This window comes from Actinocorallia lasiicapitis (genome assembly GCF_054778695.1).
This window is the reverse complement of sequence record NZ_BAAGZI010000068.1, coordinates 1-20,599: the sequence shown is the minus strand read 5'-3', so window position 1 is coordinate 20,599 and position 20,599 is coordinate 1. Positions and strand designations below refer to the sequence as shown.

Sequence of the window (20,599 nt, the reverse complement as noted above, 5' to 3'; positions counted from 1 at the left end):
GCTGCTGAAGCGGGGCTCCACCGCACGGCCCGCGGCCGCCGCACCCGGCCTGGCGGTCGACGGAGCCCCGCTCACCGCTCACACCGGACGGGTCGACGCCGTCGCCTTCCACCCGGACCGTCCGCTACTGGCGAGCGGCGGCTGGGACAAGGCCGTCCGGCTCTGGGACACCGGCGCCCGCACCCAGCGTCGGCTGGACGGCCACCGCGGCCCGATCACGTGCGCCGCGTTCACCCCCGGCGGTGAACTCCTGACCGGCTCCTGGGACCGGCAGGTCCTGGCCTGGGACGTCGACGGCACCGCCCCGTCCGGCGCCTACACCGGCCACACCGACATCGTCTACGCCCTGGCCGTCTCCGCCGACGGCACCCTCCTGGCGACGGGCGGCCGCGACCGGACCGTCCGCCTCTGGTCGACCGAGACCCGCACGCTCCTGCACACGCTGCGCGGCCACTCCGGCACCGTCTACGCCGTCGCCTTCCACCCCGACGGCTCGACCTTGGCCTCCGCCGGAGTCGATGGCAAGATCCGCCTCTGGAACCCCGCCACCGGCGACCCCCGCTCCACCCTGACGGGCCACACCGGCGACGTCTGGACCCTCGCCTACGCCCCCGACGGCGTCCTCGCCTCCGCCGGCGAAGACCACACCATCCGCCTCTGGCCGGGCCCGCGCGTCCTCACCGCCCACACCGCCCCCGTCACCTCCCTGGCCTGGCACCCCACCGGCTCGCTCTACTCCGCGGACACCGACCGCACCCTCCACCACTGGCCGGCCGCGACTTCGACCTCGATCTCCACCCTCACCCCGCACACCGACCGCATCGACGCCCTGGCCCTCTCCCCGACGGCCCTCGCCACCGCCTCCTGGGACCGCACCCTCCGCCTCTGGCACCTCCCGTGAGACGCGGTTCGCGCTCGCTGCTCGGCCGTCAGCTCCGCGGCCCCTTGACGATGATCGGTGAACCGTCGGCGTAGACGAGGACCCGCTCGCCCAGCGGCCCGGCCAGCCGGAACCTGATCGGCGCGAACCGGGTTTCGAGCCCCCTCATACAGGCGCTGGGCGGGCCGGGATTGACGCCGTCCGCCCGGGCCCGCAACCCGACGGCCACCGCGGAGCCGGATTCGAGGACGACGGGGTCGAACACCCAGTGCGTGTCGGCGGCGCAGCCGTCGGGCGGCACGCGCATCGTGATCGTCAAGGTGCGGGCGGCCGGGTCGGGACGGGCGAGCATCGCCGCGTCGGACGCCTCCTGAGTCCGGCCCAGTTCCCAGAACGCCTCAGGGACGATCGCCGGCCAGCCGATGGCGCCCCCACCGGCCACCGTGAAGATCCAGGCGGGCATGGTGACACGGCCCCGGTCGGTCACCAGCGGAACCGACCCCAGCTCAGCACCGGTGATCTCGACCGGATCCGTGCCGGTGCCCGGGTCTGCGGGCTCGGCCATGGCGTCGAACGCGCTCCGCGCCGAGATCGCGGGATAGTCGTGGCCGGAGCCGCCCGGCAGCCGGACGGCGAGCGTCGGCGGGGCCGTGCCCGGCAGCGCACCGGTCAGGGCGAACGCGCTGTCGGCGAGCGCGGCCTTGTGATTCCCGGTGGTCCCGCCGATCAGCACGGGCAGTGATCCGATCGCGATGATCGGCCGGGGCGCGCGGTCGGCACGGAACGCCGCCCAGCTCGCCAAGGCGGCCTCCGTCGGCTCCTGCCCGGTCGGCTTCGGCATCCTCGTGAGGTCACGCGTGCTCAGTTCGGACGGCTGCCCACCCAGGTCGGCGCCGTCGAGCAGCCCCGGCACACCGACCGCCGCGACGATCGCCACCACCCCGGCCGCCACCACGACCCGATGCCGATGGCCCCTCACTGAACCGTCCTCAGTGAGCCCACTTCGACCAGCCCGTTATGCCGAAGATCCTCGGCTTCGGCGCCGCTTCCGCCGGGGAGCCGACCGTGACGCTCGCGACCGCCCACGCAGCCCCCCGTTTCTCCACCGGATGCTGCCCATTCTGCCCCGTGAAGGACGCCATCGGTGGCGACGAATATGAGCCGTTTGGCGAGTCTCGTCCAGATGGCTGGGCAGCCTGAAGCGCTATGAACCCGCCCAAACGGTGATTCCGCCTAGCCGGGGCGTCCGCGATCCGACGCGGGTCGCGGTCATCGCGCTCCATGAGAACCAGTCCACACCGAGCCCTGCCGGTTCCGACGACGGCACGGCCGCCTGGGCTGTCTCCAGCCGGGCACCCCTCCGGCCCCGGCTTCGTCCGGCTCACGGTGCCGTCAGTACAGGAAGGCGCCGCTGGCGAGCGGCCGGTCAGGCGCGGCGATAGGTCCACTTGCTGGTCTGGGTGCCGCCGCCGTCGGCCTTGCTGTACCTGGTCTTCTCGGTGATGATCAGCGTCTTTTTGGTGCAGGTGTAGCTGCCCTTGGCGACGGTGACCAAGTCCGAGACGCCGCTGCGCACGTTGGGAGCAAGCGGGCGGTTGCCCATGTCGGACTTATGCGGCGAAGTGATGACGACCCGGTAGGTCGCGTTGCCCTTGGCGCTGGCGGCCCGACCGGTGATCGTGCCCTTGCTCGTGCCGGTGCTGGCGCCCTTGATCGTGAGCGTCTTCCGGTACTGGCTCCACCCCTTGAACTTCTTACCGCCCGAAGTGCCGGTGTTGACGATCTTGGCGGCCGCGCTGAAGTCATAGGTGAACGTCGTGCCCTTGATGCGCAGCCGCTCGCCCGCACCACCCTTGGAGACGACCTTGAACCCCGGATAGTCGCCGTGATGGACGGCCGAACCCAGCCTCCAGCTACCGTTCACGCACTTGGTGCCCGCCTCGGCGCTCGCCCCGCCCACAACGGCCGGCAATCCCACGACCCCCAAGATCACCAAACCACAGACGCCCAGCTTCACCACAAACCACCCATTCATCACACTTCCGGACAATCGTGCCGGAGTGTAGCGAATCCCCCTTCCTGTTCACGCCGTGGACGGCTCCCGGCCTCGCGGACAGCCGTCAGAAATCCTTAACGACCCCACACTCGTAGGTCGCGTTCGACAGAAAATCTTCCGTGATGCGGACACCAGTGAGGTGTTCGGTCAACGCGAAGGCCCCATCGATCACGGCTCCGAAGTCGTCGGCGTCGTCCTCACGTTCGGTGGTGACGAACCCGATGGCCGTCATGACGTCGGTCAGGGCATCGGGCGTGGTGCCGTAACGGGAATCGGCGAACAGGGGGTCGAACCCAAGACGCAGCTCTCCGTCCTCCACCCAGACGAACTTCGAGACGGCGTTCACGTTGCAGAAATGGGAGACGAACCGAGTCCCGGCCGACAACGGAACGTAGACCTTCTCACTGACGCCCAGAAATCCGTTGATCTCCAATCCGATGGCCCAGCCCGCGAGCTCCGTCACCGCGATCGGCATATCGCGGTCGTTCTCCGGCCACAGCTCCTCGGACAGTGTTTCAAGGCCGGTGACCGTCGGCCCCGGCCGCGCACCGATCGTCCGCAGGAACTCCGCACCCGACATCCCCCGCACCAGCGTCAAGCAGTACTCGGCAGGAAAGTCCCCATCGTCGTCGTCAACCCAGCCGTAATCCGTCGCCCTCACATCGATCATTGCCGCATCATGACAGGCGGCACTGACATTTCCGCACCCTCACCCAGCCACGTCAGAACGATCGCGTTCCATCGCCGACCTCACCCGTCCGCATGTCGGCTAACCTGCGGCCGTGACAGGCACCGCGCACCACCCCCTGCTCTTCCTCGACGTCGACGGCCCCCTCATCCCCTTCGGCGCGTCACAGCACTATCCGACCTATCGGACGAGCGCCCATGACGACGCGAACCCGCTCCTGGCCAGGATCAACCCCGCACACGGCCCCCGTCTGCTGGCTCTCTCCTGCGAGCTGGTCTGGGCGACGACCTGGATGGCCGACGCCAACGAATGCATCTCCCCACGGCTGGGACTCCCGCAACTGGAGGTGATGACCTGGCCCGAGCCCTCTGCGGCGGACGAGCGCCACGGCCTCCACTGGAAGACCCGCGCCCTAGCCGACCGGGCAGCCGGACGCCCCTTCATCTGGATCGACGACGAGATCACCCCCACCGACCGAGCCTGGGTGTCGGCACACCATCCCGCCCCCGCCCTCCTCCACCGCATCGACCCCCGCCAGGGCCTCACCGACACCGACTACACGACCCTCACCCAGTGGCTGCACGGCCCATACCCGACTACGAGCTGACCCGCCCCAGCCGGGAAAATGCTTTGTGTGGTTGGCCGTGTGACGTGAAGGTAGGGGTATGTGCGCTTCGCGTTCGTCTCAGTCGTTCGGTCTGCTGGCCGCCGAGGATGTCGTCCTCATGCAGGGGCTCGCGCAACGGATCGTGGCGTTGCGTCCCGAGTTGGTGAACCCCGACGCGTCGTTCGGTGAACTCGCGTGGATCTGGGGGAAAGGCCACGCCGCTCACGGCGCGACCTGGCCGCGCGGGCTGTGGTTCTCGGACGGCGAACTCGTCGCGTGGGCCTGGGCGTCGCTGCCGCACCAGGTGCGACGGGACGACGGATCGGTCACGGACGTCCCCGACGCGTCAGTGACCTTCCAGGTCCATCCCGGCCACCCCGAGCTGCTCGACGACGTCATCGCCTGGTTCGAGGAGACCGCGCCCGACGTCGACCGGCGCGTGATCGCCCAGGCCGGCGACGAGCCCACCCTGGCCCGGTGGACGGCGTCCGGGTACGCCTGCCACGACGGCGGCGTCTGGACACGGCTCAACGAACGCGGCCTCGAACACGTCGCGGCGCCCGCGCTGCCAGGCGGATTCCGCTTCCGCACCGCGGCGCAGGCCGGCCCTGACGCCGCGGCCCGCGCCCACATCGACGCCTGGCATCCGACGACCCACTCACGAGAAGCCCACGAAGGCGTCCGGCACACAGCGACCTACCGGGACGATCTCCACATACTCGTCGAGGCGCCGGACGGCACGATGGCCGCCTCAACGATCATGTGGCTGGACGAAGCCAACCGGACCGCGGAGTTCGAGCCGGTCGGGACGCATCGCCACTTCCGCCGTCAAGGACTGGCCCAGGCGATGCTGCTCCACGCCATGCGGGTGGCCAGGGACGCGGGCGCCACCCGCATGACCGTCGCGTCCCTGGGCACTCCCGGCAACGCCGCGCTACGGCTCTACGAGAGCGTCGGATTCCGCGAGTTCACCCGCGACGTCGAACTCGTGAAACGGACGCCACGACCGTCCTCCTGACGTTGGTCGCGGGACGGACTTCACTTCAGATGCCGGACGAAGAACCGCGCCGCGGCGTCCCCCGCGAATTGCGGGACGCCGGTGTGCCCGCCCATGTTGGCGTTCAGCGTCTTCTCCTTGGAGCCGAAGGCGTCGAACAGGTTCAGGGCCGACTGCCGGTCGTTCCCTTCGTCGTCCCACTGCAGCAGGACGTGCAGCGGAATGGTCACCTGACGGGCCTCCTCGAACATGATCCGGGGCACGAAACTCCCCGCGAACAGAACGGCCGCCGAAATACGCGGCTCGACCACCGCCAGCCGGACCCCCACGGAGATCACCCCTCCCGAGTACCCGACCGGACCACCGATCTCGGGTAGCGAAAGAAGGGCGTCCAGGGCGGCCCGCCATTCCGGGACCGCCTTTTCGACCAGCGGAAGGACGAGCCGGTCGACGATCTCCTCGCTGACCGGTTCCCCCGCTTCCAGCGTTCGCCGCAGGTCGGCGCGGGCCTGCTCGGCGTCGGCGGAACGGGGCCGCTCACCACTGCCGGGAAGCTCGATGGTGGCCGCGGCGAAGCCGTCCGCCACGGACTGCCGGGCCCGGGCCGCCAATCGGGGACGCATCATGTGAAGCCCGCCGGGGTGCCCGATCAGGATCAGCGGAACCGGCGCGGACACGGATGCGGGCGTCCACAGAATCCCGGGAATGTCGCCGAGGGTGAATTCGCGTTCGAGAACGCCGTCGTCGAAGCGCTGCTCAGAAATGAAACGCATGGTCGTGCCTTTCGGGAATGCGCAGGAACGGCGCTCCCGGACGACCTATCGCCCGACCATGACCCCAGAGGGGAGCACCCATGTCGAAACGTTCACGGGTACCACCTCCTCGTTCTCCAGCACGGCCTCCAAAAATTTAGCAGCACGCACCCTGCCCCGCCAACGGCTTTTTCGCGGAGCCACCCCCGGACGGAACACCGCAACGTCCGAAACCCGCCAGACAACCCCCGCCACCCAGACCGACCCTGAATCCATGGAACTCCGCGCCATCCCCAAAACCACCCTGGAAGACCTGCTCCACAAGGACGACGCGGGCCGCCCACCCCGCCTGCTCACCGACGACGAGGGCGGCAGCCCCCTGCGCTGCTGCCTGACCAAGGCCCGCCCAGGCGAGAAGATCGCCCTCCTCTCCTACGCACCCCTCCGCAGATGGGCGGCCGCAAAAGGCATCGACCCAGGCCCCTACGACGAAGTAGGCCCGATCTTCATCCACCCCTCCCCGTGCGACGGCCCCACGAACAACACCTGGCCCCACACCGCCCCCCGCATCCTCCGCGCCTACACCCACTCCGGCTCGATCCACAGCGGCCACCACCTCCCCGCCGACACGAACCCGACCCCCCACCTGCAATCCCTCTTCACCAACACCCAAGTCGCCCTGATCCACGTACGCGCAGTCGAATTCGGCTGCTTCCAATTCGAAGTCCACCCGACCCCGCAGCTCCTACAGATCGTCTGAGAAGTCGGCCGGATTGGGCGGAGTGTCGTTCACACTGATGGCGAGCAGATCACTCGAGGAGAACTCGGCGCCGCCCCGCTCCCCGGTGACGCCCGTCTGCTTGAGCTTCTGATGAAGAAGACCCGCCTCGAGATAGCCGGACCAAGGAGTACGGATACCGAGAAAGGACTCGGCAGCGCTGGAGAAAAGCCGGAACAGCACCCTGTGGTCGAACGTCATACTCGCACGGTCGGGCGCTCGCCGACCCGCCGTGGCCGCCCACCTGTTCGGGATTCTGGCCGAGGCTTCGATGCGTTGCGTCTCAGTGGGCTGGGAGGCTGCCGATCGGGGCCTCGAGGTGGCCGCCGTTCACGGTGCACCACCAGGAGGCTCGCGCTTCGGAGCGGCGGGCGTGGAGGCCCGTACCGTGGGTGGTGCAGAGCGGCCAGACGGTCCAGGATTCGGCGATCGACTCCTGTACCTGGTCGGCGACGGCCGCGAGCAGCAGTGCCGGATCGGCGGTGTCGGAGGCGGTGATTCCGTTGCCGTGCTGCTCGCCGTCGTAGACGGGGAACGCGCGAGCGCCGTCGTCCCATTCGGGGTAGGTGAGCTCCAGGCTGCCGGTGAGGCCCCGGGCGCGGACGTCCCGCTCGACCAGGGCGAACGCCTCAGCCACCGGTTCGCGCAGCTCGGGGGCGAGCGCGAAGTCCGGCTCGAATTCCAGCGACTCCAGGAGCGCCCACGCGACGGGAACGGCCGCCTTTTCGCTCAGCACCGGACCCGCCAGAAGAACCACCACTGGTCCAAGGTCTTCCGGGGCCTGCGCTGCCAGCTCCCATGCGAGTTCGTAGACAGGCCGCCCTTCCCGTAGCGCGGTGTACAGGGCACGTTCCAGTTGCTGGGCTTCGCTCAGCACCGGTTCGCGGTAGAGACCCAGGACGACGAGAGGGTTGTCGGAACCGTCCGCCCAAGAGGCGAAAGTGACGGACATGCCTCCCGCTTCGGTGTGGCTGATGCGGCCGCCGTCCCATTCGTACTCGAAGCTCTCCACGATTCCATTCTCGCGCTCTGGTCAAGCCGTTTCGCAGGCCGACGTCACTCAACAAGAAATGGCTTCCCGCGCTGATCCCTGTGCATCGGGAACGCGCCGCTTGTGGACGCCGCCTCCGGAAAGCTCCCGCATCGCGCCGACTTCCGCCGCCGGGTCGAGCGCCACGGAGGTCTGCCTCTCGCACGTTTCGGAGCACGGGCGGGTGCTCGACATCGAGACGGGCACATCCGCGGATGCAGTGTTCTCAGATGGTCAGGTGCAGGGCGCGGGCGACGGCGCTGGTGGTGGAGGAGGTGGGGGTCGGGGTGTAGCCGTCGCGTAGGGAGGCGTCGAGGTCTTTGAGGCCGTTGCCGGTGAGGGTGATGACGATGGTCTGGCCCTGGGGGAGACGGCCTGCGCGTTGCTGGTCGAGGAGGCCTGCGACGGCTGCCGCTGAGGCGGGTTCGGCGAAGACTCCGTCGTGGCGGGCGACCATGCGGTAGGCGTCGAAGATGTCCGTGTCCGTGACGGCGGAGATCATTCCGTGGGATCGGTCGCGGGCGTTGATGGCGCCGGTCCAGGTCGCGGGGTTGCCGACGCGGATGGCGCTGGCCTCGGTCTGGGGGGACGCGACGGGTGCGCCGCTGACGAGGGGAGCCGCGCCCGCGGCTTGGAAACCCCACATCCGTGGGAGGCGGGTGGCGAGGCCGGCGGCGGCGTAGACCTCGTAGCCGGTCCAGGTGGCGGTGATGTTGCCGCCGTTGCCGACGGGCAGGCAGTGGAGGTCCGGGGCGTCGCCCAGGGCGTCCACGACTTCGTAGGCGACGGTCCGCTGCCCGGCCAGCCGCAGCTCGTTGCCGACCGAGTTCACCAGCGCCACAGGGTGGTGGGCGGCGAGGTCGCGGGCGATCCGCAGGCAGTCGTCGAAGGTCCCCGCGACTTCGATGATCTCGGCTCCGTAGCGGACGACCTGGGCGAGCTTGCCCAAAGCGACCGCTCCCTTGGGCACCAGCACGGCGGCCGTCAGACCGGCGCGGGCGGCGTAGGCGGCCGCCGAGGCGCTGGTGTTGCCGGTCGAAGCGCAGATGACGGCCTCGGCTCCGTCCTCGACCGCACGGCTCACGGCCACCGTCATCCCGCGGTCCTTGAACGACCCGGTGGGATTGGCCCCTTCGACCTTCAGCCAGACGTCGCAGCCGGTCAGCGACGACAGGTGGCCGGAGCGGAGCAGGGGAGTGTTGCCCTCGCCGAGGGACACCGCAGGGGTGTCGTCAGTGACCGGCAGCCAGCGCCGGTAGCCGCTGTTGATCAGACCATCCCAGATGCTCATGAAACGAACCGTAACATTCGTTACATCATTCTCGTCAACTGCAAATGATGTAACATTCGTCAGTGTGGAGCCTGAATCGTTGGAGACCCGTCTCGGTGAGATCTACTCCGAGCTGCCCGCGGGTGAGCGTGCGGTCGTCCGCGTGCTGCTGGAGGACTATCCGTTCGCGGCGCTCGGCTCGCTGCGGGCGCTCGCCGACCGGGCAGGGGTCAGCGCGCCGACGGCCTCGCGCTTGGTCAACCGTCTGGGTTTCGACGGTTTCGCCGGTTTCCAGGCCGCGGTGCGGGCCACCGCCCGCGAACAGGACCGATCACGGCTCCGTGAGTTCGCCACCCGGCAGAGCGACACCCATCGCGCGGCGCAGGAGCTGAGATCCGGACTCGAAAGCGCGCTCGCCGCGGTGACCGAACCCCTGCTCGCCACCGCGGCCACACGCCTGGCGCGGGCGGGTGAGGTCTGGGCTCTGGGCGGTCCGTTGAGCGGGCTGGCCGCCGAATACCTGATCCGGCAACTGGCCGGTCTGCGTCCCGGGGCACGCCACGTCCCCGACGCCCCGACCGCGCGCGCCCGCACCCTGCTCGACCTGCGGCCGTCCGACGTGATCGTGGCCTACGACTTCCGCCGCTACTCCGCCGACACCGCACGTTTCGTCCGCGCGGCTCGCTCGCGCGGAGCCGGCCTGATCTTGATCACCGACGCCTGGGAGGCGCCCCTCGCCGACCAGACGGACGTGCTGATCCGGCTCCCGCGCGAAGCGGCCGGGCCCATCGCACCGCTCACTCACGAGATCGCCGTCACCGAACTGCTCCTCGTCGCCACCGCCGCGCGATTGGCCCCGGCCACCCGCCTCGCCGACCTCGACGCCCTCACCCGCGACCAACTGCCCCCGGCCCCGTGACCAGGACGGAAGCGGTGGGAGACTCATGGGATACTTTGGGCGATTTGTCACCGTTGTTGCAGGAGTCGGCTGGTGTCGTCAGTTCGCGATCGGATCCGGCTGGGCCCGGCAGGCGTCGTGCTTCGGGTCTTTCTGTTCGTGGTGCTGTTGGGCGGTGGGGTCGCCGGAGCGCAGTATGGGGATGCGCGGGACGGGTCGGTGGCCAGGCTGGTGGAGGATCTGCGCGACCACCGCGTCAAGGTGATCGAGTACGACTACAGCGGCGACGACCAGGACTACAACCTGGACCTGCGGTGGTCGACCGGCCCGTTCTCCTGGTGGGAGCGGCACGAAGGCGGCGACGCAGGACCTCCGTCCGACGAGATGGTGGAGACGTTCCCCGAGTTCGCAGGGCCACAGGGCTGGGACTTCGAGAACACCCTGCGCCGCGAGACGGCCGGCCAGAACATCAAGATCAGTCCATACGGGTTCGACGAGCCCGGCGGCATGTGGTGGGCGTCGCCGCTCCCTGGCGGCTACCGGTATCTGAGCGCGCTCGCCTGGCTCTCGACGCTGTGCATGTTCGGGGTGATGCTCAGCACCCGCGACCACCGCTACGCCAACCGATGGGCCTGGCTGTGGATGTTCATGTCGAGCCCGCTGGGGATGCTCGGCTACCTGTGGCTGGAGAAACGCCCCCTCCCGCCCCCGCTCGCACCCCGTGCGGATGCGCCGATCGGCGGCTGGACGGGCTTCCTCTACTCCATCGGGCTCTCGATCACCTTCACGGCGGCGACCTTCGTCATCGTCTGGCTGATCACCGGCGGCTGAGGGCGGCGCTCCCCGTGTCAGGCGGGACCTGCGCTAGCGATGGGCGGCGTGGGAGCGCATCTGCCAGGCGTCGGTGACGAGTTCTTCCAGACGCTCGACGTCCACCTGCTCCAGCCGGAGCATGACCAGGGGGAATCCGTCGTAGGCGGGCGTGGTGAAGAAGAGTCCCGGCTCGCCGAGCAGCAGCGCCTGCTTCTCCGCCTCGTCTCCGACATAAAGGACGGCGATGTCGGTGCGGATACCGCGCGGCTCACCCGGCCGGCGCTCCGGGTAGGACCAGACAAAGCCCTTGCCGGCGACCCGGAAATCGAAGCCGTCACTGTCGATCTCGACCACTTCAGGCAGCGCGAGCGCCAACCTGCGAACGTCATCGGCGTCAGCCATCGAGGCCGCTCCCGGACACCACCTTCTCCACGCGCACCAGGCTATCCGCCGCATACCGCGAACGGAGGCCGCGTCGCGGGAAAGTCACAATCGCGCCGCCGAACGGCCGGGTGGCTAGGGCTTTCGGAACTGACGGGGTCGTATGATGGGGACGTGAGCGGAGGCGACGGGCGGCCTCGGGAGAGCCGGGTCGAGCCGACTGTGTTTCCGGGTGCTGGAGTGGCCGGCCATCTGTTCGCCGCGCTCCATGGGGAGTTCGTTCCGCACGGGTGGCGAGATGCGGCGGCGACTGAGGACGCCTACAGCCTCTTCTACAAAAGGTCGCTGGCGCTGGGGTGGCTCACCGACGCGCGGCACGGCGCCTCCGCCGGGTACTGGGCGATGAACGACGCGGGGCAGGGCGCGGACTCGGCGTCGCGACCACCGCGCGTCGCGTGGTTCCAGGCGGACGTGACGCAACCGATCCCGGCGGACCGGCCGCTGCCGACGCAGGCCTTCCTCGCCTGCATCGATGACGTGATGGCGCGGATCGGGACGCTGAAACTACAGGCCGTTCAGGTGCTGCTGCCCCCGCATCGTCGAGGTGGCCCGACTCCGGGAACAACCCTGGAGAACGTGGGAGCCGTACTGGAGGCAGCCGACTGGTTCACCGACACCGGCCCGGGCCGCAGAACCCGGATCCGGGTGACGTTGGACAGCGGACAGATCCCGTCCGTCCCATCGGCGGCACCCGAGATGCTGCGGTGGTTGCAGGGCTTCCACCAGGACGCCTGCGTGTTCGACTCCGTCTCCGTGACGGGCGGCGCCGAGTCGTTTCTGCAGCCCGCCATCGGCGACCATTTCTGGCCCGGCCCTCCCGAACACCGAGCCGTTTTCCAGTGCACCCTCGCGGAGTGGTCGCTGGACGCCGTCGGATGGCTGGCCGCCTTCCTCGCCGAGGCGAGCGCCCAGCACGGCGTCGACACCCCGGTGCTGCTCACCGTCCACAGAACCACGGAGTCGGATCCGCGCACCGGCTGAAGCCCGGCCGGATGGACGTCCGCGTCCCGCTGCGAACGTCGAGCCACAACGCCTCAGGTCGCGGAAACCGCGCCCGTGTCTCGGGCTGAATCATCGGATGGCCGCGGGGGTTTTCAGGGTCCAGATTCCCTGGGCGGCGCGGCCCGGGAGGGGGAGGGCGGCGAGCCAGAGGGTCTTGGTGGAGGGAACGTAGGCCAGGGCAGGGGCGAGGGCGTTGATCCGTCCACCTTTGACGGGGAGGGGGATCGGACGGCTCCAGGTGCCCTGGGCGGTCACATGGGCTGCGGCCAGGCGTCCGGTCGCGGTGCGGCCGGCTGCCCACAGGCCGGTCCCGCCGTCGCTGGGTGAGGTTTGGAGTCGAATCTCGCCGGACAACCAGACCGTTGACGTGCGAGCCGTCAGTTCGTAGAGCTGGACGTCCCCGCAGGGGTAGGACGTTTCGCAGGCGGGCACGGTCGGCATACCGCCCAGCGGGACCGTTTTCCAGGCGGAGCGGTCACGGTGCAGCAGACGGGTGGCGCCGGTTCCCCGGGCGGCGAGCGCCCATCCGTCCCGGCCGGGGGTCTCGGCCATGGCGCTGAAGGTCTCCTTGGGGATGCCGGTGCGCGTCCAGCGGCCCTTGCGCAGGGCCCACCGGGACGTGGACGACGAACCCGTGACGTACACGTGGACGTCGCCCTTGCCGCGGACGACCAAGCCGGACGGCGAACCGGTGAACTCGCGGGCCACCGACCATTTCTTGCCGTTCCAGTGCAGGACGGCCGGATCGCCGTTGTTCTCGCCGTCCCCGTCGGTGGTGATCCAGACGTCGGAGGCCGACCGTCCCACCGCATGGGTCACCATGCCGGTGAGCCCCCGCGGAAGCCGGGTTCGTTTCCACGATCGGCCGTTCCAGTGGACCGCTCCGGGAACCAGATCCGAACCCGACAACCGCGAACTGAACACCCAGACGGACTTCCCGGCCGCGACGACCGCGTCGGGACCGTCCCGCCCCGTCGAAAGCGGCCCGGACTTCCGCCACTCCGACGACGTCGCAACCATCGATCCCGTCGCGCTCACCGACGAGAACAGGAGCCCGCAGGCAACGGCGCCCACCAGCCAGACCGTCCTATGACGCTTCAACAAAGCTGCTCGGCCACCTCAACATCCAGACCAAGCACGGAGGGTCAGGTGCGCGAACCATGACCTCCCCCAACCAGCCGTTCCACAAGGTGAGTGACACGCGCGAAGCGGGCCAACTCCTCCTCAGGGACTACGCCCTGGGCACCCGGCCAGAGCGCCGAGGTGGTCAACCGGAAGACGAGCGCACGCACCAGCATCTGAAGCCCGTCGAGACCGGGAAGAACGGCCTTGACCAGTTCTGGGCTCGCCTGGTAGTAGAGCAGTCCGTCGACGACCACGACCGCCTCGGCATACGCGACCGGCCGCCAGTAAGGAGAGAAGTCGATCACTGCTGGCGGCTGGCCCAGATGGAACATCACGTTCCCGGTCAGATCACCGTGAACGAGCTGGCATTCGGCGCGAACCGGTTCTTTGAGATCCCGCAGCCTCGCCAGCACATCATCGGCATCGGTCGACGATGGCGGCGGCGCTTCGTCCCAGGCGACCCGGTCGGCGATCGCCCACGGGTCTTGGCGCCGGTCAAGGAATCCGGGCCGCGGGACGTTCCGCAGCGCCTGGTGAAACGCCCTGCCAGCGGCAACCAGAGGCTCCCAGTTCCCAGCCGGTCCTTCACGGCCGTCCAGAAGTTCAGTGGCCGTCCAGCCCTCGACCACGTAGTCGCCCTCACGCGAGCGGCAGGGCCGCGGAACACGGAACGCGCCCGAGACGGGGAGATCCGCGAAGAGCGCTGCCGACCATTCGGCCGCCCGCCGATCACCGGCCGGCTTCAGAACCACGTCGCCGACACGGAAACACTCCCCCTGGCCGCCAACAAGCGGATGAGCCGATCCCGTCAGCTCGAATGCCGCAAGCACACTGGCCGGCGGCCCGGCAACCATCCCCGAAACCATGACCGACATCATGCCGGAACGCCCGATCAATGGGCATCTGGATTCCCAGGCCACGGGCACGGACCATCGATTGACCGGCAGAACGAGGTGCAGATAAGCACCTCCGAATACAAGATCCGGCCGATCAAAGCCAGGACCCGCGAACTCCTCGGCTACCCCCACCCCGCCAGGGTGCCGGACGGGGTGTTCGTGGAGCAGGCCATCGGGATCAGCACCGATGAGTTCACCCGCGCCAAGGACGCACGCGTCCGCTACATGCGGCACACCTTCCCGCTGCTGGACCTCGGCTGGTCCCGCCGAGACTGCCTCACCTACCTGGAAGGGCAAGGTTGGGCCTCGACTCCCAAATCGGCGTGTGTCGGCTGCCCGTTCCACGGCAACGACTTCTGGTTCCGCCTCAAACACCACAGCCCGGCCGAATGGGACGACGCCGTGGCCTTCGACGCCGCCATCCGCTACGGCCACCCCCGAGCCACCAGCACCGGAAGACCGGCCCGCCACCAGTTCTTCCTCCACCGCTCCTGCCTGCCCCTCGACCAGGCGCCCATCAGGACCCCCGACACCGGCGACCCGGACGGCTGCTCACCCTTCTCCTGCCGCGACGGCAGCCCCGCACCCGGGAACCGACCATGATCTGCCGTGCTGACCGAGTCCTCCTCATGGTGGCTGCGGCCCTTTCGTCTGGGTTCTTTGCGGTGGCCGCAACCGTCGGCAGCGGAAGCAGAGGCGCGCAGAGTTCGACCGAGCCCACAAAGGTCCACACTTTGGGCGCGCTTTCGCTGTTCGCGATGCGGCCAGAAACGACCCGATCGGGACGTCGCGATCGCCACGGTATCGGCGAGGCGGTGGACGATGAGTGACGACGAATCGAAAGGGCGGTCGGCGATGACACGGCTCACCGTTGATGAGCTCCGATCCCTTCCGCCGACGATCGACCTGCTGCTGGCGGCGAGCATTCTGGGCATCGGACGGACCAAGGCCTACGGGCTCGCCCGAGCGGAACAATTTCCCTGCAAGATCGTCCGGGTCGGCGACCTCTACCGAGTCTCCACCGCGGATCTCCTCAGGGTTCTGGGAGTCGACTACTAAGCCGGGCAGGGAGGACCTCGCGAGCGTTCTGGTCCGTCCTGGGGTGCTCGATCAGATCATAGATCTCGAAGGTGAACCGCGGTCTGCCCCTCGGCTGGCCTCGCCTTCCAGGGACGTGGACAATGCTTCCGCTACCAAGGGAGACGAACGGCCGTCGGCCTTCGCATGGGTCCGCATGAGCTCTTTGGCCGACGGTCCGTCATGAAGTTCTCTCGGCGGACCTGCCTGCCCTTGAGCCCTGAATCCAGGCGCACCGCCTGTGCGGGCCCTGCCCAATGCCCATCGCCGAGCTGGATGGCGTAGGCAGGTTCTGGGCAGCGGATCACGGCGCTGGGTGGAGTCGAACGATTCGGTGGCCTCGTGAGGAACTGTCAAGACCTGTGGATCAAGTCAGCGTGGCTGATCCAGCTGAAGTAGTCGGCGGCTTGCTGCGTTGCGGACGCGGCGGGTTCGCCCCTGTTCAACGAGCAGGCTGAGGGCTTGTTGTGAGGTGACGATCTGTACGAACGAGGCCGTGCGCTGGAACCAGTCGGAAGCGGTTGTGATCTCCTCGGCTGTCCATGGCTTGTCCAGCGCGATCGCTCTGAGCAGGGTCCACTCGCGCAGGCGTCGGATGAGGAAGGGACGGTCCCTTATCACCGTGGCCATGGTCTGGGCCCAGGCGGTGAACGCCGTGTCGGTCAGCAGCTGGGCAGCACGGTGCTCCAGGTGGCGGTTGACCGCGGCCTCGGCCATCATCGGATCCTCATCGCGCAGGACGGTGGTCACCAGTTCGATCTCGTCCGACTCCGCGACATCTTCCAGGGCCTGCAAGTAGTGACGGTAGCGGTGGTGCTCGGCGGGCTCGTCGGTGTTCGGGTCGGTCATGCCGCGATCCCTTCCGGCCGCTCGACGAGCTTGCCGTTCTTGAATTCCGCGCCTGCCCAGACGAGGGCGACCAGGTGGGGTGCGTTGACCGCACGCCAGCGGGCCTGGGCGGACTCGATGAGCTTGAATGACATGGCCAGGCCGGCCGCCCGTGAGCCGGGACCTTTGGTGACCTTGGTGCGGTGCCGGACGGTAGCGAACGTCGACTCGATCGGGTTCGTGGTCCCCTCCAGGTCATCGACGACCTTCGCGACGGCTTTGGGGTGCTTGACCCCGTAGGCGGTCTCGAAGATCTCGCGGTGGTGCCGGCTCCGAGGATGGAGGCTGGCCCGACTCGTGATCGAATGTTCATTTCGATCTTGAGATCGAGGTCGCCTCGTGGCGCCTGGGGGTGGGTGAGAGCGCGTGCTGGTGGGAAAGTTCGATGACAAATCGATGACACGATCTTGCGGGCGGTCTCCTGATCTTGCTCGAGACCGCCCCTTAGCTGGGGCTTCTGGTCGGGGCGGCCGGATTCGAACCGACGACTTCCTGCTCCCAAAGCAGGCGCGCTACCAAGCTGCGCCACGCCCCGCGACGTCACGAGTGTAGTCGTAAGTGGGGCGTTGTGCTCGCGGGATATGAGGATGGATAGTTGATTAAATCTACCTTATTGGTTGAGAATGGGGGGATGGATCTTACGGATGAGCGGGTGTATGAGCGGGTTCGGGCGGGTCAGCTCGGGGAGCTGACGCGGCGGGGGGTGGTCAAGGGGTCGGTGGCGGCGGCGTTCGGGGCGGCCGTCGCGGGCGGGGTGCCGACGGCGGCGCGGGCGGCGGACGGGCCGATCGTGAAGCCGCTGCCGCCGGAGTGGTTCGTGCCGTTCGGGACCAACGCCGAGACCAGGTGGGAGGCGCTGAAAGGGCAGGGGTTCCTGACGCCCAACGAACGGTTCTTCGTACGGAACCACACCGCGACGCCGAGGATCGACGCGACGGCGTGGCGCCTGCGGATCTGGGGCGACGGCGTCGCGACGCCCGTCGAGTTCGGCCTGGACGACCTGCGCGCCCTCAAGGGCGTCTCCTCGATCGCGTCCGTCGAGTGCACCGGCAACGGCCGCAGCTTCTACGCAGGACAGCAGGGCCAGACCGTTTCCGGGACGGCCTGGAAGCTCGGCGCGATCGGGGTCGCCCAGTGGCGCGGTGTCCGGCTGTCGACCTTGCTGGAGCGGGCCGGTCTCGCCCCCGACGCCGTCGACGTCCTGCCGAGCGGCCTCGATCCCGACTACCTCGACAAGGGCGTCAACCTGGGGCGGGTGCGCCGTCCGCTGCCCGTCGCCAAGGCGCTCAAAGACGTGATCGTCGCGTATGAGATGAACGGCCGGCCGCTCCCGCCCGACCACGGCTTCCCGGCCCGGCTGATCGTCCCCGGCTGGGTCGGCATCGCCTCGATCAAGTGGCTCGGTGACGTTCAGGTGGCGCGCCAGCCACTGTTCTCACCCTGGAACACCAGTTTCTACCGGATGTTCGGCGGCGCCTACCCGGCCGAGGGCAGCGCCCCGCTGACCGAGATGAACGTGAAGAGCGCCTTCGAGCTGCCCTGGAACGCGACGCTCCGCGCCGACCGCACCGAGGTCCTGCACGGACGTTCCTGGTCGGGCGCCGGCCGGATCGTCCGGGTCGAGCTCAGCTTCGACGACCGCACCTGGCAGGACGCCGAGCTGGAGGAGTCGCGCAGCCCGAACGCCTGGCAGCAGTGGTCGTACCGCTGGCACCGCCCGTCCGCGGGCTCGTATGTGCTGCGCGCCCGCGCCACGGACGAGCACGGCACGGTCCAGCCGGAGGTCAGCCCGTTCAACTCGCTCGGCTACCAGTTCGGCGCGATCGTCCGCCATCCCGTCACGGTCGCGTGACGGTCACCATTCCAGCGCGCCGGTCGCCCCGCCGATGAGGCACAGCACCCCGCCGACCGCGAACACCGCGACGGTGACGTAGTACTTGCGCTGCTCGGAGCGGTGCGCCTGGACGGCGAAGAGCGCCGCCACCACCACGCAGAGCAGGAACGCGGGTAGCGCGTCCAGCTCGGTGTGGGTGCTGTGCGGGCGTGCGAGCACACCGCCGGAAAGGTGATCAAGGAGGGCCACGGCCGGAGCCTAGGGCCGCGGGCCCTCCGCCGAACAGGCCCTAGTCCTGGGGGATGTGGCCCAGCATCCGTTCGGTGCCGTTGATCCAGTTGAGTTTGAGTGCGGCGATCGCTCCGGGGAGGTCGTCGGCGAGGAGGCGGCGGGCGATCTCGCAGTGCTCCTCGGATTCGCGGGCGACGGGTTCGTCGTCCGCGACGACCAGGTTCTCGTAGCGGCGCAGCCCCGCCTTGACCCCGGTGATCAGATCGACGAGCCGCTCGTTCGTGCAGCCGCTGAGCAGCAGGTCGTGCCATTCGTCGTCGCGCCGGTCGACGACGGAGTGCTCGGCGATCTGGTCGGGGAACTCCTGGGCGAGCCGCAGCAGCTCGGGCGCGATCTTCGCGAGGTGCGCGGGATCGCTCTGCTCCAGCGCCAGCGATTCGAGGGTCGCGACGATCGTGACCAGTTCCTTGAACTCCTTGCGGCTGACCGGCGCGAACCGGAAGCCGCGTCCCTGGTTCGACTCCAGGATCCCTTCACCGGCCAGCGTGATGAGCGCTTCGCGCAGCGGGGTGCGCGAGACCCCCAGCTCGGCGGCGAGCGCCGCTTCGTTGACGTCTGAGCCCGCGGCGAAGTCGCCCCTGGTCAGCCGGGTCATCAACTCGTCGCGGATCACTTCGCGGAGCGGCCGTCGCTCGATCACCATGTGCGGTCTACCCCCTCGGTCCGGCCAAGTCTAGCCCTTGACCTTATGCAGAATACTGCACTATGAATTTTGAATACAAAACCGTACTGATCGGGCAGCCGGTCGGGACACGGCGCGAAACAGGGGAGTGAGATGGGTCTGACCCGGGTTCCGGGCCTGCTCTTCGGGGGCGACTACAACCCCGAGCAGTGGCCGGAGGAGGTGTGGGAGGAAGACGTCCGGCTGATGGCCGAGGCGGGCGTCAACACGGTGACGGTCGCGGTGTTCGCCTGGTCGCGGCTGGAACCCGAGCCCGGCGTCCACGACTTCGGCTGGCTCGACCGGATCCTCGACCTGCTGCACGCCCACGGCATCGCCGTCGACCTGGCCACCGGCACCGCGACCCCGCCGCCCTGGCTGGTCCGCGCGCACCCCGAGATCCGGCCGGTCGACGCCGCCGGAACGGTCCTGGAGTTCGGTTCGCGGCAGGGCTACTGCCCGTCCTCGCCGGTCTTCCGCGACGGCACCGTCCGGCTGGCCCGCGCGATCGCCGAGCGCTACCGCGACCATCCCGCGCTGGTGCTGTGGCACATCTCCAACGAGTACGCCGACCACACCGTCGAGTGCTTCTGCGCCGAGTCGGCGCGCCACTTCCGCCGCTGGCTGGCCGACCGCTACAAGACCGTCGACGCGCTCAACGACGCCTGGGGCACCTCCTGCTGGGGGCAGCACTACACCGCCCTCGACCAGGTCGAGCCGCCGCGCCGCGCCCCCGGCCCGGTCAACCCCGCCCAGCTCCTGGACTGGCGCCGCTTCTCCAGCGACGCCCTGCTGGAGTGCTTCGAGGCCGAGAAGGCCGTGCTCCGCGAGGTCACCCCGGACATCCCGGTGACCACCAACTTCATGAGCGTCCTGTTCTCGCTGGACTACTGGAAGTGGGCCGAGGCCGAGGACGTCGTCAGCGACGACGCCTACCCCGACCCCGCCGACCCGGAGTCCCCGCTCGCCGTCGCCCTCAGCTACGACCTGATGCGTTCGCTCAAACAGCGTCCCTGGCTGCTCCTTGAATCGGCTCCGAGCGCCGTGTCCTGGCGTGACGTCAACGTGCCGAAGGCCCCCGGCGTGATGCGGCTGCACAGTCTGCAGGCGCTGGCCCACGGCTCGGACGGCGTCATGTTCTTCCAGTGGCGGCAGGCCGCCCACGGTCCGGAGAAGTTCCATTCGGCGCTGCTCCCGCACGGCGGCACCGACACCCGGCAGTGGCGGGAGACCGTCGCGCTCGGCCGGGAGCTGAAGGGCCTCGCCGACGTCGCGGGAGCCCGCACCGAAGCCGACGTCGCGCTCGTCTTCGACTGGCCGAGCTGGTGGGGGCTGGAGGCGCCGGAGTCGATGCCGTCGAACCGGCTGAAGCTGAGGGAACTCCTGCTCCGCTGGTACGTCCCCCTGCGCCGTCGCGGTCTGGACGTCGATCTGGCCCCGCCGGGCCGCGATCTGTCGGCCTACCGCGTCGTCATCGTCCCCAACCTCTATCTCTGCACGCCCGAGCACGCCGCGAACCTGGCCGCCTTCCCCGGCGAGCTGGTCGTCGGCCCGTTCAGCGGGGTCGTCGACGCCGCCGACCGCGTCCATCCGGGCGGCGCGCCGGGCCCGCTCC

At 69.1% G+C, this 20,599-nt stretch carries 24 protein-coding genes, 1 tRNA gene and 1 pseudogene; 11 read left to right on the top strand and 15 right to left on the bottom strand.

The annotated features are described in order from the left end of the window. Positions 1-901, top strand: a 901-nt coding sequence (locus ACYVE7_RS11090) for a WD40 repeat domain-containing protein (RefSeq protein ID WP_460364525.1), incomplete at its 5' end; no start/stop codon positions are given. A 28-nt stretch (positions 902-929) separates the two neighbouring features. Here ACYVE7_RS11090 and ACYVE7_RS11085 read toward each other — a convergent pair. The 3 genes from ACYVE7_RS11085 to ACYVE7_RS11075 form a co-directional block, all read right to left on the bottom strand. Further along, positions 930-1,859, bottom strand: coding sequence for a hypothetical protein (locus tag ACYVE7_RS11085; protein WP_460364524.1), 930 nt, complete (start codon positions 1,857-1,859; stop codon positions 930-932). 447 nt (positions 1,860-2,306) lie between these two features. After that, positions 2,307-2,858 carry a hypothetical protein gene (locus ACYVE7_RS11080; protein WP_460364523.1) on the bottom strand — a complete coding sequence of 184 codons (552 nt, stop codon included), beginning with the start codon at positions 2,856-2,858 and terminating at the stop codon, positions 2,307-2,309. Positions 2,859-3,000: 142 nt separating this feature from the next. Further along, on the bottom strand, positions 3,001-3,606 hold the full coding sequence (locus ACYVE7_RS11075) for a DUF6461 domain-containing protein (RefSeq protein WP_460364522.1): 606 nt from the start codon (positions 3,604-3,606) through the stop codon (positions 3,001-3,003). A gap of 112 nt (positions 3,607-3,718) precedes the next feature. Here ACYVE7_RS11075 and ACYVE7_RS11070 point away from each other — a divergent pair, with 112 nt between their 5' ends. Then, complete coding sequence (locus ACYVE7_RS11070; RefSeq protein WP_460364521.1) at positions 3,719-4,231, top strand: HAD domain-containing protein; 513 nt, start codon at positions 3,719-3,721, stop codon at positions 4,229-4,231. Between the two features lie 58 nt (positions 4,232-4,289). After that, on the top strand, positions 4,290-5,249 hold the full coding sequence (locus ACYVE7_RS11065; RefSeq protein WP_460364520.1) for a GNAT family N-acetyltransferase: 960 nt from the start codon (positions 4,290-4,292) through the stop codon (positions 5,247-5,249). A 20-nt stretch (positions 5,250-5,269) separates the two neighbouring features. Here the strand turns inward: ACYVE7_RS11065 and ACYVE7_RS11060 are convergent, their stop codons facing one another. After that, positions 5,270-6,001 carry a dienelactone hydrolase family protein gene (locus tag ACYVE7_RS11060; protein ID WP_460364519.1) on the bottom strand — a complete coding sequence of 244 codons (732 nt, stop codon included), beginning with the start codon at positions 5,999-6,001 and terminating at the stop codon, positions 5,270-5,272. 253 nt (positions 6,002-6,254) lie between these two features. Here ACYVE7_RS11060 and ACYVE7_RS11055 point away from each other — a divergent pair, with 253 nt between their 5' ends. Further along, positions 6,255-6,740, top strand: coding sequence for a DUF1203 domain-containing protein (locus ACYVE7_RS11055; RefSeq protein WP_460364518.1), 486 nt, complete (start codon positions 6,255-6,257; stop codon positions 6,738-6,740). On the opposite strand, the gene ACYVE7_RS11050 is transcribed toward ACYVE7_RS11055, so the two are convergent. From ACYVE7_RS11050 to thrC, 3 genes are all read right to left on the bottom strand, one after another. Beyond that, positions 6,726-6,959, bottom strand: a complete 234-nt coding sequence (locus tag ACYVE7_RS11050; RefSeq protein ID WP_460364517.1) for a hypothetical protein — start codon at positions 6,957-6,959, stop codon at positions 6,726-6,728. The two genes, ACYVE7_RS11055 and ACYVE7_RS11050, sit on opposite strands and share 15 nt — an antisense overlap. Positions 6,960-7,041: 82 nt before the next feature. Continuing rightward, entirely contained in the window at positions 7,042-7,770 is a 729-nt protein-coding gene (locus ACYVE7_RS11045; protein WP_460364516.1) for a hypothetical protein, read from the bottom strand. 244 nt (positions 7,771-8,014) lie between these two features. Continuing rightward, on the bottom strand, positions 8,015-9,079 hold the full coding sequence (thrC, locus tag ACYVE7_RS11040) for a threonine synthase (protein ID WP_460364515.1): 1,065 nt from the start codon (positions 9,077-9,079) through the stop codon (positions 8,015-8,017). A 64-nt stretch (positions 9,080-9,143) separates the two neighbouring features. On the opposite strand from thrC, the gene ACYVE7_RS11035 reads away from it, so the two are divergent. Together ACYVE7_RS11035 and ACYVE7_RS11030 are read left to right on the top strand one after the other, a co-directional pair. Continuing rightward, positions 9,144-9,977 (top strand): MurR/RpiR family transcriptional regulator, encoded by an 834-nt coding sequence (locus ACYVE7_RS11035; protein WP_460364514.1) that lies wholly within the window; start codon positions 9,144-9,146, stop codon positions 9,975-9,977. Between the two features lie 117 nt (positions 9,978-10,094). Next, positions 10,095-10,787 carry a hypothetical protein gene (locus ACYVE7_RS11030; RefSeq protein WP_460364513.1) on the top strand — a complete coding sequence of 231 codons (693 nt, stop codon included), beginning with the start codon at positions 10,095-10,097 and terminating at the stop codon, positions 10,785-10,787. A gap of 33 nt (positions 10,788-10,820) precedes the next feature. On the opposite strand, the gene ACYVE7_RS11025 is transcribed toward ACYVE7_RS11030, so the two are convergent. Continuing rightward, entirely contained in the window at positions 10,821-11,171 is a 351-nt protein-coding gene (locus ACYVE7_RS11025; protein ID WP_460364512.1) for an MmcQ/YjbR family DNA-binding protein, read from the bottom strand. Positions 11,172-11,390: 219 nt separating this feature from the next. On the opposite strand from ACYVE7_RS11025, the gene ACYVE7_RS11020 reads away from it, so the two are divergent. After that, positions 11,391-12,191 carry a hypothetical protein gene (locus ACYVE7_RS11020; RefSeq protein ID WP_460364511.1) on the top strand — a complete coding sequence of 267 codons (801 nt, stop codon included), beginning with the start codon at positions 11,391-11,393 and terminating at the stop codon, positions 12,189-12,191. Between the two features lie 90 nt (positions 12,192-12,281). Here the strand turns inward: ACYVE7_RS11020 and ACYVE7_RS11015 are convergent, their stop codons facing one another. Next, the gene (locus ACYVE7_RS11015; RefSeq protein ID WP_460364510.1) at positions 12,282-13,286 is read right to left on the bottom strand and encodes a hypothetical protein; all 1,005 of its coding nucleotides are present in this window, start codon (positions 13,284-13,286) and stop codon (positions 12,282-12,284) included. Between the two features lie 71 nt (positions 13,287-13,357). Beyond that, positions 13,358-14,203: a TIGR02569 family protein gene (locus tag ACYVE7_RS11010; RefSeq protein ID WP_460364509.1), complete on the bottom strand. Its 846-nt coding sequence runs from the start codon at positions 14,201-14,203 to the stop codon at positions 13,358-13,360. Between the two features lie 87 nt (positions 14,204-14,290). Between ACYVE7_RS11010 and ACYVE7_RS11005 the strand changes: the two genes are divergently transcribed. Both ACYVE7_RS11005 and ACYVE7_RS11000 read left to right on the top strand, forming a co-directional pair. Beyond that, on the top strand, positions 14,291-14,836 hold the full coding sequence (locus ACYVE7_RS11005) for a hypothetical protein (RefSeq protein WP_460364508.1): 546 nt from the start codon (positions 14,291-14,293) through the stop codon (positions 14,834-14,836). A 219-nt stretch (positions 14,837-15,055) separates the two neighbouring features. Next, positions 15,056-15,292 (top strand): DNA-binding protein, encoded by a 237-nt coding sequence (locus tag ACYVE7_RS11000; RefSeq protein WP_460364507.1) that lies wholly within the window; start codon positions 15,056-15,058, stop codon positions 15,290-15,292. 390 nt (positions 15,293-15,682) lie between these two features. On the opposite strand, the gene ACYVE7_RS10995 is transcribed toward ACYVE7_RS11000, so the two are convergent. The 3 genes and pseudogenes from ACYVE7_RS10995 to ACYVE7_RS10985 all read right to left on the bottom strand — a co-directional run bounded on the left by ACYVE7_RS10995 (position 15,683) and on the right by ACYVE7_RS10985 (position 16,733). Beyond that, the gene (locus ACYVE7_RS10995) at positions 15,683-16,159 is read right to left on the bottom strand and encodes a hypothetical protein (protein WP_460364506.1); all 477 of its coding nucleotides are present in this window, start codon (positions 16,157-16,159) and stop codon (positions 15,683-15,685) included. After that, a pseudogene (locus tag ACYVE7_RS10990) lies at positions 16,156-16,449 on the bottom strand (IS256 family transposase); the annotation flags it as partial. The gene ACYVE7_RS10995 and the pseudogene ACYVE7_RS10990, both read right to left, overlap by 4 nt. A gap of 207 nt (positions 16,450-16,656) precedes the next feature. Next, a tRNA-Pro gene (locus ACYVE7_RS10985) sits at positions 16,657-16,733 on the bottom strand. Positions 16,734-16,829: 96 nt separating this feature from the next. Between ACYVE7_RS10985 and ACYVE7_RS10980 the strand changes: the two genes are divergently transcribed. Beyond that, entirely contained in the window at positions 16,830-18,050 is a 1,221-nt protein-coding gene (locus ACYVE7_RS10980; RefSeq protein WP_460364505.1) for a sulfite oxidase, read from the top strand. A 3-nt stretch (positions 18,051-18,053) separates the two neighbouring features. Here ACYVE7_RS10980 and ACYVE7_RS10975 read toward each other — a convergent pair whose 3' ends face one another. Together ACYVE7_RS10975 and ACYVE7_RS10970 are read right to left on the bottom strand one after the other, a co-directional pair. Next, entirely contained in the window at positions 18,054-18,281 is a 228-nt protein-coding gene (locus ACYVE7_RS10975; protein ID WP_460364504.1) for a hypothetical protein, read from the bottom strand. A gap of 40 nt (positions 18,282-18,321) precedes the next feature. After that, positions 18,322-18,966, bottom strand: a complete 645-nt coding sequence (locus tag ACYVE7_RS10970) for a GntR family transcriptional regulator (RefSeq protein ID WP_460364503.1) — start codon at positions 18,964-18,966, stop codon at positions 18,322-18,324. 132 nt (positions 18,967-19,098) lie between these two features. On the opposite strand from ACYVE7_RS10970, the gene ACYVE7_RS10965 reads away from it, so the two are divergent. Then, the coding region (locus ACYVE7_RS10965; protein WP_460364502.1) for a beta-galactosidase at positions 19,099-20,599 on the top strand (1,501 nt) is incomplete at its 3' end.

Bases quoted from the DNA above. Each gene is read 5' to 3' on its own strand.
- ACYVE7_RS11000 (WP_460364507.1), top strand. From the start codon at position 15,056: ATGAGTGACGACGAATCGAAAGGGCGGTCGGCGATGACACGGCTCACC.
- ACYVE7_RS11025 (WP_460364512.1), bottom strand. From the start codon at position 11,171: ATGGCTGACGCCGATGACGTTCGCAGGTTGGCGCTCGCGCTGCCTGAA.
- ACYVE7_RS10970 (WP_460364503.1), bottom strand. From the start codon at position 18,966: ATGGTGATCGAGCGACGGCCGCTCCGCGAAGTGATCCGCGACGAGTTG.
- thrC (WP_460364515.1), bottom strand. From the start codon at position 9,079: ATGAGCATCTGGGATGGTCTGATCAACAGCGGCTACCGGCGCTGGCTG.
- ACYVE7_RS11065 (WP_460364520.1), top strand. From the start codon at position 4,290: ATGTGCGCTTCGCGTTCGTCTCAGTCGTTCGGTCTGCTGGCCGCCGAG.
- ACYVE7_RS11050 (WP_460364517.1), bottom strand. From the start codon at position 6,959: ATGACGTTCGACCACAGGGTGCTGTTCCGGCTTTTCTCCAGCGCTGCC.
- ACYVE7_RS11060 (WP_460364519.1), bottom strand. From the start codon at position 6,001: ATGCGTTTCATTTCTGAGCAGCGCTTCGACGACGGCGTTCTCGAACGC.
- ACYVE7_RS10995 (WP_460364506.1), bottom strand. From the start codon at position 16,159: ATGACCGACCCGAACACCGACGAGCCCGCCGAGCACCACCGCTACCGT.
- ACYVE7_RS11010 (WP_460364509.1), bottom strand. From the start codon at position 14,203: ATGGTTTCGGGGATGGTTGCCGGGCCGCCGGCCAGTGTGCTTGCGGCA.
- ACYVE7_RS10980 (WP_460364505.1), top strand. From the start codon at position 16,830: ATGGATCTTACGGATGAGCGGGTGTATGAGCGGGTTCGGGCGGGTCAG.
- ACYVE7_RS11055 (WP_460364518.1), top strand. From the start codon at position 6,255: ATGGAACTCCGCGCCATCCCCAAAACCACCCTGGAAGACCTGCTCCAC.
- ACYVE7_RS11075 (WP_460364522.1), bottom strand. From the start codon at position 3,606: ATGATCGATGTGAGGGCGACGGATTACGGCTGGGTTGACGACGACGAT.